Raw genomic sequence first — 14684 nt, 5'->3', positions numbered from 1 at the left:
GCTTCAGCCTCTCAGCCGCAGTTATCTCTAAACCCTTTTCCTTTGTCTCCTAATCCAAATGATAGAGAATAAAAACATCAGATTGATAAGGAGAAGGCATCCTGAGAAACTCATGAAACCATTAGTCTTAAAATCTTCCACATAGAGATTAAACTCTGTGAATAGAAGGTAGATACCATAGAGTTCCACAAAGACCAAAAAGCTAAACAAAGCAAGGATACCTAAGCCTACTGCTAATCTTAGTAAACGAAAGAGAATCGTTAAAATGACTCCTAGTCCCAGTAGAATACCAATCCCTTGTACAATTGTTTCCATAGGCTTCTCCTAGTCAATAAGCTGACGGCGATAGTAATCAGCTTGTCCCTTGTCTAGTTCATCAAGTTGAGCAACGAGCTCAAGAAATACCTCTCTTAGCCCTTCCTCAAGATTTGGGAAGTTATTTTCACGAGTTGACATCATAAGCTCTAATTGACCAATGACTTCTCTCTTTGAAAAACTATAATCGTGTGTCTCATCTTCATAGTTTTCTTTTAATTTCAGATAAGATTGATAATCTTCTGGACTGGTAAAGCCTTGTGCTAACCAATCATCTAAAGTTTGTCTGATGCTCTCCACATGAAGTGTCATGTCATTACTCCTTTTATCTATTTATCTTGTGATGACCTTATTGTACCGCGCTCACTCTTATTTGTCAGCGCTTTAGGCTAATTCAAGAGGAAAACTTTCTAACCTTTGTTGATTCTCCATCTGGGATTGGAATGTCTCCATAGCCTCTTCGATTTCTTCGACTGCTGCGCCTTTTTCTACTAAAGGTCCAATCACATCGTATTTAGCTCTAAGCTCTTGATAAGCTCCCTCTTTTGGAAAAAGAGCATCTACCTTTTCTTTAGCCACACGGTGCTTATCTTGCAACTCTTCCACCATCTTTCTTGTTTTGACTTGGTCATCGCTGATATGATCGATGGTGTTACTAATACGCTGAATAGTGCCAATATCTGATTTTAAGTCAAGTGTGACAGAATACTGGTTTTGACCAACAACTCGTAAGGTCAACTGTTCTGGCAACGGTTCGCTTGGAGAACGAGTCAACGCCTTTAAGTCAAATCCTCGATAATGACCTAGGGTTCGTAATTCTTTAGTCTCTGAATAAAGGTGTTTTAAGAGCTTATTGAGGTAGTCTCCCGCCTCTGGTCGCTCTGTATAAACCTGATTGCCTAAAGTCATGGCAAAAGCTTGGGTTTTGCTGCTGTCTGCCTTAGCAATATCTTGCTCATAACCGTCTAGTCGCTTATGCATAGATGGTAGGTTCTCCTCACAATAGTGAATCGTGCGCCGATAGTCATCTTTGGTCCGTTGAAATGCACGTCTCTCATTTTCAAGTAATCCCAGTTCATTTTCTAGTTCCATCTTGAGCTTCAAAAACGGATTACCTGTCGCAAGTGCTTTAAAGTCTGAGGCTGTCATGGTTTGTTCATCAATATCTTCTGCTGAACGAACAGGATCTTTTGAGGTCATAATTTGTTTAATATAGCGTAGCTTATTCTCTTGAGTGGCCCAAAGGTAATTGTCAAAAGACCCTTTCGTAATGTAATGATAAATGTCTACGTCATCATGCTCATTGCCTTGGCGAATCAACCGTCCATTTCGCTGTGTCACATCACTCGGACGCCAAGGAACGTCTAAGTGGTGGACAGCCTTCATTTTTGCCTGAACATTAAGCCCTGTACCTCCTTTTTCCGTAGAAGCCATTAAAATCCTAACGTCGCCACTATTAACCTTACGTGATAGACTATTCTTTTTGTCATCAGTATTGGCATCATGGACAAAAGCAATCTCTTCTTGAGGAATCCCTCTATCTACCAGGAGTTCTTTCAATTCATGATAAACATCAAAGCCAGTCTGATCTCCCTTTTTAGGAGTACCAATATCAGAGAAAATCATCTGTGTCGCCTTATTCATCATCCCCTCACGATAAATGCGCTCAACATTATCAACGACTTGCAGCAGTTTGTTGTTATCCGTCAAGTTATAGGAAGGATCAAGGAGACGCATATCAATTGCTAGCTTACGAGCCTCACTGGTAATAACCAACATATTATCCTCACTTGGATCAACTGAACCTGACTTAATCTTATCTGACCGTTCTACCAATTCATTGAGATAGGCTTTTTGATTCTCTGTCAACTCACTCTCAACTGGAATAATATGAGCCACAGGAACTGGTAAATCAAGCATATCTGAGGTCTGAATATCAGCGGTTTCCTTATAGATACGCATCAATTCAGGCAGATTGACAAACTTTTTAAATCGTTTTTTGGGTTGGTATTTATCCCCTGTGGGAGCTAATTTCATCGAATTTTCAATATGACCAAAAGCTCCTACCCAAGAATCAAAATTCTGAACTTGATAGCGCTCTAAGACATCTGGTTGAACATAGTGCATCATGGTATAAAGTTCACTAATGGAATTAGAAACTGGAGTTCCTGTCGCAAAAACAACGTGACGGTGGTCATGCTCCGACTGAACCTGTCTAACTTTCATTTCCATATCCACATTTTTCTTAGATGTCGTTGTCGTAATACCTGCGACATTCCCCAAGCCTGTAATCGGGCGAATATTCTTAAAATGATGTGCCTCATCCACAAAGAGAAAGTCAATACCGAGGTTTTCAAACTCAATAAAGGTATCCTGACTAAGGTTTTGCAGTTCTTTGAGCTGATTTTCCAAACTCTTAATCGACCGTTCAGCCTCTTTTACAGTATAGTTATTATCACTTCCTGTTTTTAAAGCTCGCATTTCTTCTAACTTATCTTGGATAAAGGTTTCTTGTTTTTCCTTACTCATTGGAATACGCTCAAATTGACTATCCCCAATAACAATCGCATCATAATCTCCAGTAATAATGCGAGAAACAAATTGCTTGCGCCTTGCCTTGGTAAAGTCTTTCTTGGTAGTGACAAAGACATTTTTGGTTGGGAAAAACTTTAGAATCTCCTGACCAAACTGTGCTGTTAAACTAGATGGAACAACATAGAGGGGTTTGTTGACCAGACCTAATTCTTTGAGTTTAAAGCCTGCTCCAAGCATGGTTAGGGTCTTACCTGAACCAACTTCGTGGGCTAGAAGGGCTCTCTTTTCCTCGACAATACGTTGAATGGCATTCATCTGATGAGGGCGCAAACTAATATGCTGAGCGAGACCATCAATCTCTAAATGACACCCATCGTAAATCTTAGAGACTGTGCGATTATAAAGCTTATTATAAACATCTTCCAGTAATTCTCCTATCTCTGGATAAGCTGCCACAAAGTCTTGAAAAAGCCCTTGCAAGTCCTGTTCACGACTTCGCAAAAGACTAGTCTTCTCCACATCTGTGACAACTCTTTTCTTATCGCCTTCTTGGATTGTGCGTGTAATGGTTGGTTGATTTGAGTTTAAAAGATTTTCAAAGATAGAGCGTCCTCTCTCATAGAGTGACCCTGAGACACCAAGACTTCGCTCATGGGCACTTGTAGGCTTATAGCTAAAGCTTTTTGTAAGGGTCATAGTCCCATCAATCTGACTACGGTTAATGACCTGATGCACGTCAGGACTATCCAAAGTAAAGGTCTGTCCTAGAAAGGTTTCACAGGCAAACTTACCATAGACCTCATCAGGAATCCAGCGTGAGCCAATACGATAATCAATATCAGCTAGCGTTACAAGAGCTGGGCGAACCTCTTCCAATAATTGACGATAATATTCCCAATCAAAATCCGAATTCTCCTCTTGCTGCAAGAGGTCTATCACTTCTAGTTTACTTAAAATATCTCCTGAGAGAAAATCTTGCCGTGACACATAAGTCAGCTCTCCCTTTAAGTAGGCTTCTGGGTTAGGTATAATCCGATGTCCAAGTTCCTTGATAAGCTCTTCCTCTGATGCACTTGGATAAATGGATCGCATAAAAGCAAGGTCAACCCCTCGTCCATCAGCTAAACTGGCATTTAAGGCATCAAGCGCACTCGTAACTTCTGTTTGGGTTTTATCAGGACGAACCAAAGCACGGTCAAAAGCTAGAGATTTCTTATAAGTGACCTTCTGAGAGCTGCTATCCATCACTTCATCCTCAAGACTTGCTAAAAGTGAATACTTATCGTCACTATCAAAAAGGTTTCGATTCACAGAATTGTTTAAAAAACCATAAGCCTTCACAAAACGGTCATAAGTCTGATTTAATTGACCTAGTCGTTTCGCAAATACTTCTCTATCATAGTCATAGTCTCTTTGTAACTCGATGATAGACTGATAAAGATCTCTAAGGTCAACCATTCCCTTTATACGAGACACTTCTTTCTCAGAAAGTGGGCTTTCATAAAAGACTGTCTTTTTATAGAAACCTTTAAAACGCCCTCTTTTGGCTGGTTCTTCTGTCACATAGACATCTAAAGCATCAGAATCTCTAATCTGGCGTTTGACAAAGCTGTCAATAGCCTTTTGAGATACACCACTATCCCAACCTTGAAAATCACCTGCTTGGTCTATATAGTAAGAGATTTCTGCACTTTTAGACCCTACTCGGATACCAGTTTCATCACGATAATATACGGTATTCCCCTGATAGCCAAAGGCATAGAGCCCTAGACTGTCTTCTAACTCTCTCGGTATAGAAGAATCTCTCTTAACCTCCTGAAAGACTTGCTCTGAATAGTCAATCTGATCTAAAGACTTCACAATTGGTTGCTTAATATTGCCTAGTGCCTTTGATAAGGCTTGGTCAAGCTGCTTATCAGTTGCCTTAACACTAAGCATCCCACCATTGAACTGTTTAACATCATATTGCCCCAATACTTGAGGGTTATCCTTACCATCAAAATAAGGATTGAGCCATATACGGTGATCATCTTCATAGCGAATAGACCCAGAAAAAGCCAATTCATCTCCACCTAGCACCTTATCTAAGTCTTTCTGGAAAAAGAGAATATCAGTTGTAACACTGGTTCCAGCAATCCGTTTAAAGGCTGTCTCTGGTAAACGAACCCCACCAAGAAATTGTGTCTGGTCTTTGACATCTTTTAAGACATTATCCGTTCGCTTATCCATTGTTCCAATAGAAGAAATAATGGCAACTTGACCACCATCATGAACTAAATCTAGTGATTTTTTTAAAAAGTAGTCATGAATCAAATAAGGTTTCTCATAAGCCTTATCCGCAATTCGACTATTGGCAAATGGGACATTTGAAATCACTAAATCAAAGGCATTATCTTGAAAAGTTGTGCTTTCAAAACCTGTAATACTAATATGACTATTCGGGTGTAGCTGTTTTGCGATAGCACCAGTGATTCCATCTAATTCTACCCCATAAAGCTCACTATTTTCCCTGATTGATAGAGGCATTGCAGAAAAGAAATTCCCCGTTCCCATAGAAGGGTCTAAGATACGACCACCCTTAAAACCACTTCTCTCAAGTTTCTGCCACATCTGTCGGATAATCATCGGGTCTGTATAATAGGCAGTCAATGAGGACTGTTTCATATCAGAAAATTCTTTAGGGCTAACTAAGTCTCGTAATTGCGAGCGTTCTCGTTCAAACTTCGGATTATAGTCATCAAAGAAAGTATTGGCAAGACCTCCCCAACCAACATATTTAGCTAGAATGTGCTGTTCCTCAGGGCTTGCCTGTCTATTGTCACTTTCAAGTTTTTTTACCAAGGCAATAGCTCTCACGTTAGCCTCAATCTTTTCTCGTGTTCCTTTAGGATAGAAATCTGTCAGGTCTTCTGGAAAGACAAAATCCTGAACACCTTCATCTACGACTTCTTTCTCACTAACATTAGTAACGACTTCATGAGTAACATCAAGTTCTTTAAAGTCGCCATCAATGACTTCTGCTACAATTGGATCGCCATCAATAAAATCAAACAAATCAAGCTCTGACTGACTTTCTTCTTTAGTGACTTGCTGCTCTTCCTCTACGACAAGATGAAGGCTTTGCGTAACCTCATCTAAACTGCCCACATAAAGAACAGGATTCTCTTCAATGATATAGGTAAAATCATTCAATAATTCTAGTCTAACTAAGTTATCTCCTGCATTATCGACAGAAATGAGCTCAAAAGTATCCTCACGGTAGGTCACATAACTACCAACTGGAAATCTCTCCAAGATGGCTTGGACAAGTTGATTTGCCTGTGGTTCTTCTAAATCTGTCAGCTCTTTCCTAACATGAAGGAGATGATCTAAAATTGAGCGATTATCCTCTTCAGGGTTTTCTAGCTTATATTTTTCAAACTGGTCTAACACTTCCAAAGCTAAAGCATTCGTTAAACTCTCTCTTCCAAGAAATTGAAGGTCAGCTATAGAAAGTTCTGAGCCAAGGAAAAATGGAATGTAAGTTTCATCAATTCCTAGAGACAGGAGTTCTGTACTAAGCGCTAGGTTACTAATCTCATGAAAGGGTTTTGAGGCTAGTAGCCGCAACTGACTTGGATTCAAGTCAAACCGATAATAAGCATCTTCATAAATCTTAAGCTCTTCCTGAGTCAGTTGGTCACTCTTAATACCAGCCTCATTAAGAAAGGTATAGGAATGACCATTATCACTCTTTTCCACACTAGATGCTTCTGAGCTAACAGATTCTTTCTCAGGCGAACTTATCTCTTTAGGAGTTGTCAAATGATTGCGAACAGTATCATAATAGCTCAGTAAGTCCACTTTTAAATCTAAAGACAAGTCTTGGTAACCGTCTAAATAGTGGCTCTGACCATTTAAAAGGTCTAAATAAGATATTAGGCTTTCGTCAGGCATTAAATAGGCAGATACTTGCTCAGGCTCTTCTCTAAAAACAAGACTAAGCTCTTCTTCGACCTTTTCCTTATCTAATTCTTGTTGTTCCAATTCCTCCTTAACTTGGTCAAATCGGCTGATAATGGCAAATTTATCTAAAAACGAAAGAGCTTCATAGTCCGCTTCGTGCCTAACACTAAAGTCACGCTTTGATAGACTAGCAACTAGAGTTTTGCCCCTATAAGCCTCAAGATCTGTCTCTTCTTCCTTAAAGTAAATCTCTTCACTTGACTTCTCTTTTGTTTCTCGAACAGTTTCTGGCTCATAGGTTAGTGAAAATGTTTCAATATCACGACTAATCCGATCTGATAGATTATGGGCAACTTTAGAGATATTAACCAGATTAACATTTGGCAAATAGGAAAGAAAACGACCATCTTCAAGAGCCTGATAATGTTTCTCCTGTAACAAGTGAAAACGATAAGCCAAGTGATAGGTTGAAAGTTCTCTTACCAACTCTTTCTCCGTTTGATTTAATTGGTCTAGTCGGTTCAGACCGGCCTCAGAAAAGTGACGAATATAAGCCTTTAGACTATCCAAAGAACCATAGGGGGAGCTTAATAGAAATGCTGCCACTTCTTGGGATAAATCAGTCATTCCTGCTCTAGTAACATCCGTCCGCTCTCCTGCTACAAAAGCCTCTAAAACATCTTGCCAAGGGCGGTCAATCTCTTGAGCTTGATAGGCTAAAAAATCAAGTACCTCTGAAGTTGCCATACGAACTGGAGCTCGTAAGCTGTCTAAAAATTCTCTCAGTGTCATACAAACCTCTCTTTCTATAAAAATAGGGCTGAGACAAGCGCTCAGCCCAAATGATTACACCATGCTAATGTCTGATGTCACTTGATTCTCGTTAGATAATATTGGAAGTAACTGTTCGACATAAACTTGTAGAAATTCTGATTTCTCATCCAGTAACTTCTTCTCTAAAGCAAGATAAACCAAATCTGAAAAATAATCTTGACTAACTAAGGACAAGTCATGTTGAATCATATCTTCTAAAGTATCTAAAGCCACCTTATCATAGGAGATACCATCAAAGACATCATAGCCAGTCATAGCTTTTTTGAGGGATTGATCATTAAGCGTATCCATAATAAAAGCATTACCAGCACCAGTTCGGTATAGACGAGCAAACAAGTCTGACAGTTCCTCCTGAACACTCTCTTGCAGTTGACGAGAGTGTTCATAAAGCTCTTCATTCACAAGGATCATTCGATCATCCGTCATGTAATCCTTATACAATTGCTTTAAAAGAACAGGACTAGATACCGATAGTTCCACCTCAAATAAAGCCATAATAAAGGTCTCATAGTCCCTTTCTTGAAGCTCCTTTAAGGACTGAATCATCTTTTGGAGTGGGGATTGTCCCTCCTGGAGTTCCTCCAAATCAGTCCTACCATCATTATCTGAATCTTGTGAGAAGACATTGGTTCCGTAAGCTAATTCAGCCATATCAGACAAACCATCTTGGTCGGAATCTTTGAAGTGATTCTTGATAACCATTAGTTACCCTCCTGTTTTCTTTTTCGATGAAGACCATAAGTAAGCCCCAAAACGCCTAGCCCAGTCAAAGCAAGAAAACCATTATCTACTTCCCCTGTACTTGGAAGCACTTGTGCTTTGGAAGTTTCAATTGTCTCTGATAAAGGAGATTGAGGAATTTCTTGTGGTGGCACCGTTACCTGAACCTCTGGTGTATAAGTAGATACGGTATTTGACGTAATGGTCACACCATTCACAATATGCTCGAAGGTATTTTCCACCTGACCTGTCGCAATGCGTTCCATCTCCAAGTAGACATCAGCCTGAAAGACAGATTGAGCTGATACTTTTGAGAGAAAGGCACTATCAAATTCAATAGTTACGAAACCATTCTCAGTATCCAAGGTTTGAAGAGTATATTTTGTCACATCAGTTCCCTCTGCCAAAGTGGTTCCATCTGTTAGGCTTACGGCAACAGTCGTAAAGACCTGATAATGCCCATTATAACGGTCATGCGATTGGTCATAATCATCTTTAAAGCTATATTCAAAGAGGTCACTTGCTCGATCAGCTGGAATAAGAGCTCCCTTCAAGCGATAATTGAAAACTTGATTTAAAGCGATTTCTTGTCCGTTGAGACTCTGTCCTTTTTGGCTAACATCAATAACCACATCTTTTTCCGGCTCAAGTTTTGGCACCTGATTTAGGACAGTTTCAGTAACATAGGCAATTCCAAAATCAATCTGATAGGCAGTATTGCTATACTGGCCACCACTTTTAGCAAGGTCTGCCTTAACCTCCATAGGAATTGACACCTTTAAGTTCTGACCAGTCTTCACATACGTTTCATAAAAGCTTTTTGGATCAGCTGCCGAGAAGACTTGAATGGCTCCCTTAGGCTCTACTTTTCTATCTTTGAAAGCATCTTGTACCACTTGTGGGGCATCCGAAAGACTGTCATAGGTTTTAACAGAAAGCCCTGTTACGCTATTACCATTTTGGTCAACAACCTTAATACCGTCCTCTAGGATACTTAGAGCCTCCTCTGGGTAGTCATCCACCATATAAAAACCTTTGGCAAGAACATCATCAGTAACAATCATGTCCTTATACTGACTGTAATCGAGGGTAATATCATAGGTTGTTACAGAGAGAGGTAAGACAGTCTTGCCATCAATAACCACCCCTTTCCCATCGGTATTTGTTTTAGTCGGTTTCACTTTTGGCACAAAATTAGTCACTTCTTCAGTCGCATAGGCGAGACCAAAATCCACCTGATAGGCTTTATTCTGATAAGACTGACCACTGTTATAAAGACCTTCTTTAACAGTCATTGGGTTACTGATTGTCAATGTCTGTCCTGTCTGAACATAGTTCTGATAAAATGCTACTGGGTCTTTAGGACTAAAGACTTGAAAAGCACCTTTTGGGGAAATTTGTTTAGCCTGCAATGCCGCTTGTAGGGATTCTGGAGCCTCTTCAAGTGACTGGTAGGTTTGTACAGTGATACCAGAAACAGCCTCTCCTGAACGAGTTAGCACTTGGATCTGATTTCCATCAATATCAAGAGCCTCTTCTGGGTAGTCATCGACAAAATAAAAACCTTTTGCAATCTGGTCTTGGCTAGCAAGAATACCCTGATATTGGTCTAAGTCCCAAGTCAAAGTATAGAAATTCTGTGAACCAACCAACATCGCTTGACCATTGATAGAAACCTTATCCGCATTCAGGTTTTGTTTCTGTGGCTCAGGTTTAACCAAGGTATTTGTTACAACATCTGCAAGGCTTATCTGGTTAAAATCAATTTGATAAGCTTTATTGGTGTAACTTTCTTTAGCGCTAGTTAGCAGCTCTTTCGTCCGCATTGGACTAACGATGGTTAGGCTCTGTCCCTTGGTCACATATCGCTCATAAAAGTCTTTAGGATTATCAGCTGAAAAGACTTGGATAGCTCCTGTTAAACTCATTTTTTCTGATGAAAAGAGGGTTTTAAGTTCTTCAGGTAAGTCCTCAAAAGAGGCATAGATACGATGTGAAACACCTGTAACCGCATTTCCTTGGCTATCTGAGAGAGTCACGCCTGACTCATCGACACTCACTGTGTCCTCAGGGTAGTCATCGACAAAGTAAAAGCCTTTTGCAATATCTGCTGCGCTTGCTTTCATCCCTTTAAACTGGTCTAAATCCCAAATCATTGTATAGTCGTTAATCGTACCAGAAATAACAGGTTTGTCTGCCATATCTTCTCCGTCTACATTTTTATTTGTCTTGCTTGGAGTGACAACTGGAACCGTATTATCAACGACTTGTGTCTGATAAACATGCCCAAAATCAACTTGGTAACCCTTGTTTTGATAAGGGTCAGACTGACCTTGGTAGCTTTTTAGAACAGTCATCGGATTGGTGATGACAATATCTAGACCTTTAGTCACATAACGCTCATAGAAGTCTGTTGGATTATCAGCTGAGAAGACTTGAAAAGTTCCTTTAGGGGAAATTCCAGCAGCTACCAAAATCTTTTGTAGTGATTGAGGAAGCTCAGAAAGAGACTGGTAGAGAGTCACGTTTACACCTGTTACCTCTTTCCCCTGACTGTCAATCAGCTGAATCAGGTCGCTGTTAGGCGTAACAGCGGTTTCGTCGAAGTCATCGATAAAATAAAAGCCTTCTTGAATGGCTGCTTGGCTCGCCTTAACACCTTGATACTGACTAAGATCCCAAGTTAATTGGTAATAATTGACTTGACCAACTGCCATTGGTGTGTGATTGATGTCCTCACCATCTGCATTCAAATCTTTCTTTTCTGGATGAGGGGTAACCAAGGTATTTGATACTTCCTTAGTTTGGTAGCCGTTTCCGAAATCAATCTGGTAAGCCTTATTTTGATACCTTACTTCTTGCCCTGCTAAACTCTCTTTAACTGCCATTTTTGTAGTGATAAGAAGAGATTTTCCTGTTTGAACATAGTTTTGATAGAAGGCTGTGTTATCATCAGGTAAAATAACTTGAAAAGCACCCTGAGGTGTTATCTTAGCCGCAAGCAATTTGGACTTCAAGTCATTCGGAACTTCTTCAAGTGACGAAAAGACCATAGCCTTAAAGCCTGTTACAACCTCACCATCAAGAGTTGTCAAACTAACCCCATCTGACATGACATCAAGCACTTCTTCTGGATAATCATCAACATAAAAGAAACCTTTTGCGATGGTATCAGCTGAAGATTTGTCCCCTTTATATTGATCCAAATCCCACGTTAGACTGTAATGATTGATTGTCCCTAAAGGCACGACGGTATCATTGATAATAACACCATCCGCATTGCGATTATCCTTAGTTGGAGTGATGAGACTGGTCGTTTTTCCATCGCCAGGCGTTCGTACCGTAACAAGATTTGAATTTACTGTATATGCGGTATTGGTTCCCTTATTAACCAGTAACTTATAGCTATTGGTATAGGTAGCCCCATCATTTTGAACGTTACCGTATAACTTAGGAGATACTAGGGTGTATGACTGTGAGCGATTCTTGTTTATACTTTCAAGAAGTGACGGTTTTGCGGTTAGGGTTACTAAATGATTTTCCTTATCATAAGTCAAGTCATAGTCACTATTTTCAGACATGCTTGTTTCCAAGTCTAACTCATATCCAGCAGGGAGAGCATCTTCAAAAATTAGACTAGTTGTTTGGGAACGATTTGGAGATAGAGCCTCAACTGTCAATGGATAAATCACTCGTGAGGCTTTAGCAACTTGAGTTTGATCAATAGATACACCATCACTATTTTTGACCTCTTTTACAATAGCTGGCTGTGTTGCTAGAGTATGATAGTGATAATGAACCGTTGGTACTTCTGGAGCTGAAGGAAGTTCCGTTAAGGTTGGATCAATTGGAGGGCTAACACGTTCCAAAGATAACTCTGGCTCCACAACTGTTTCCAATTCCTGTGGCGTAAAAGTTTTTAATGCTTCAGGAGTAAAGGTCTTTGGAGTGTAGGTTTCTGGTGTCACTGGTTCTGTTTCTGGGACAGGCTCTAAAGTTGCCGTTACATGTTGTTTAGGTATGTATGGCGTTACTGTTTTTGCGACTGGTAAGGTATTGAGGGCAAACCAATACGAAATTCCCCCAGCATTTGCAGGCATATCCCCTTGACCAAAGGTTACTGTATAAGAATCTCCTGAAGTTACAGTTGAAACGATAGCTCCCTTATAAGCATAGGGACTTGAAGTCGTATCCCATTCTTGAGAAAGACCAAGGTCACTAGCACGGTTTGACCCCAAAGAACGTGCTAAGCCTTCGTTTGTGACCTGAATGGTAGAACCGTTAATCTGAACAAAGCGGCCTGACGAATCCTTGACATACTCTAAGCCAATATCATTATGGTTTAGAGAGGAGTGTGTGAAGACACCTGGTTTCTCACTTGAAAAGCTAACTTGACTACCATCTTCAAGATAATACTTAGCTGTGACACGGAATTCCATCTTATCACTACGCCAGTCGCCTGTTCCGTCATTTCGATAAGCAATAAAGCCTTCTGTTGGATCATTTGGAACATAGAGAGCTACGGAATTTGTCCCTGAAGGAGAAACGAGATTCGTAATGTCGTAGTGAATTTTAGTAATGCGCTGATTGTTAAAGGTCGCATTTTGAAGGTTAGAATAATCAAAACCTAGAGTCTCACCAGTTGAGAAATTGTTATAGACAAAGAAGCCTGTTGAGTCAAGAATCTTACTATAACCTCCTAGTACAGCGGCACCAGTCGCAATGATACTATCTGGGTTACGAGTTGTTGCCCCATGCTGGGCTTGTGGCTCGCTATTATTCAAATTCAAGGCTTGTGCAAGAGCCTCTGAGATATAACCGTCCTCTCCTTTAGAAATTTCAGCTAACTCACGCTCATAACGTGCTTTTTCCTGAGCATTATAGGCATCTATGGCAGCATTCTCACGAGCAACCTGTTCTTCCTTAGCTTTATTGCGTGCAATAATTGCCGCAATTTCAGCATCGGTTGCGGATGATTGAGCTTGATTGTCTTGATTTCTTTTATCAACAGCTGCCTGACCCGCTGCATTTTCTGCATCTACTGCTGCTTGTCCTTCTTGGTTACGCTTTGTAATAGCGGCATTTTCTGCTTCAACCCTAGCTAGACCAGCTGCATTCTCTGCCTCAATTTGAGCATTCTTTTCACGAGTTCCATCCGCCTTACGCTTTTCAACCACATAAGCCTCGATGGCCGCCTTGTTAGAATCAATCACGGTTTCAACAGCTGTCACATAGTCTTGGTAACTTTTAATTGAAGTACCATCTCCTGAAGAGACTTGCTTATCCGATACTTGAATCTGGACATTGGTGTAGTTTTCTTGAAGTTTTAGTGTCTCTTCATTCAGTGTTGTAGTTGCAAGATTTGAGGTTTGAACTGCTTTTTGATGAGCCGCAACCAAAGACTGGTTCGCATTCTCAATCGTTGTTACCTCGTTGACATAGTTCTCCTTAGCAGCAACATAGTTATCCGTTACCTGTTTAATCTGGTCAATTTGAGTTTGATTATCTTGAGCTGCCTGACTAAGTTTCTCCTGTGTCTCATTTGATGTCTGTGTCGTTCCAAGGTCAACAGCAGCATCTTCTACGACATTTACACCTTGCGATTCTGCTTCTGTTACAGCTTGGTCTAAACTCGAATGATCAATCGTAATCGGAATTTCTCCTGATACTTGTTCCGTTGACGTTTCAGCAATCTGGTGAGCAGGCGTTTCTGACGGTTGTGCCTCTACGAGATTTGTAGCAGGATTTTCAGTCAAAGTAGTTGATTGACTTGATTCTGTGGTTAGCACCTCATCGGCTTGAACAAGACTGCCTCCAAGTGCAATAGCTGTTGTAATGACCGTCCCTAAGGCAACTGAACAAAGGGTACGGTATTTTTTACTTTTACGAAAGACATGTTTTTGTCCTTTTTCCAAATGTAACAATCGATGATTATTGAGTTTTGTCATGACATCTTTCCTTTTCTTGATATAGATTAAGTAACCAAGTCTCCCTAGCCACTTTCTCCAATCATATCAAGCCCCATTTGAAAAAGTTATCACACCAAAAAAGGCTACGTATCCATCAACTGATAGATACATAGCCTGTCAGATTTTCATTAAGAAACTTTTAAGCAATATTCTTTATACTAAACTCACTCCTAAAACTTTTCTTTTTCATAATCTCCTGCAACCAAGAGCTTAGATGTTCTTGGTTGTTTTGTGTTGGAAGAGACATGACAGATTAATAAAAATAGTTTGTACCACACTTACATGAAAAATGTAATGCCAACTCTTTCTAGTTAATAGAAAATAAAAAAGAGAACTAACACATTAGTCCTCAGATAGGATTGCACA

4 protein-coding genes and 1 pseudogene are annotated in these 14684 nt (G+C 40.1%); all 5 read right to left on the bottom strand.

Translation table 11 applies throughout. From position 1 onward, the window contains the following. Window positions 1-27: 27 nt before the first annotated feature. Window positions 28-315, bottom strand: a complete 288-nt coding sequence (locus tag JOC28_RS01685; protein WP_205008915.1) for a DUF5966 family protein — start codon at window positions 313-315, stop codon at window positions 28-30. 9 nt (window positions 316-324) lie between these two features. Then, window positions 325-627 (bottom strand): DUF5962 family protein, encoded by a 303-nt coding sequence (locus JOC28_RS01680; RefSeq protein ID WP_205008914.1) that lies wholly within the window; start codon window positions 625-627, stop codon window positions 325-327. A 72-nt stretch (window positions 628-699) separates the two neighbouring features. Continuing rightward, window positions 700-7587: a DEAD/DEAH box helicase family protein gene (locus tag JOC28_RS01675; protein ID WP_205008913.1), complete on the bottom strand. Its 6888-nt coding sequence runs from the start codon at window positions 7585-7587 to the stop codon at window positions 700-702. A gap of 588 nt (window positions 7588-8175) precedes the next feature. Further along, window positions 8176-8331 (bottom strand): annotated as a pseudogene (locus JOC28_RS01670) (calcium-binding protein); the annotation flags it as partial. Next, window positions 8331-14297, bottom strand: coding sequence for an SspB-related isopeptide-forming adhesin (locus tag JOC28_RS11010; protein ID WP_205008912.1), 5967 nt, complete (start codon window positions 14295-14297; stop codon window positions 8331-8333). The gene JOC28_RS11010 and the pseudogene JOC28_RS01670, both read right to left, overlap by 1 nt. Between the last annotated feature and the right edge of the window lie 387 nt (window positions 14298-14684).

It is taken from the genome of Streptococcus loxodontisalivarius (assembly GCF_016908645.1).
GTDB classification, from domain to species: domain Bacteria; phylum Bacillota; class Bacilli; order Lactobacillales; family Streptococcaceae; genus Streptococcus; species Streptococcus loxodontisalivarius.
Note: the sequence above shows the minus strand (reverse complement) of the source record. Positions and strands in the feature narration are given on the sequence as shown.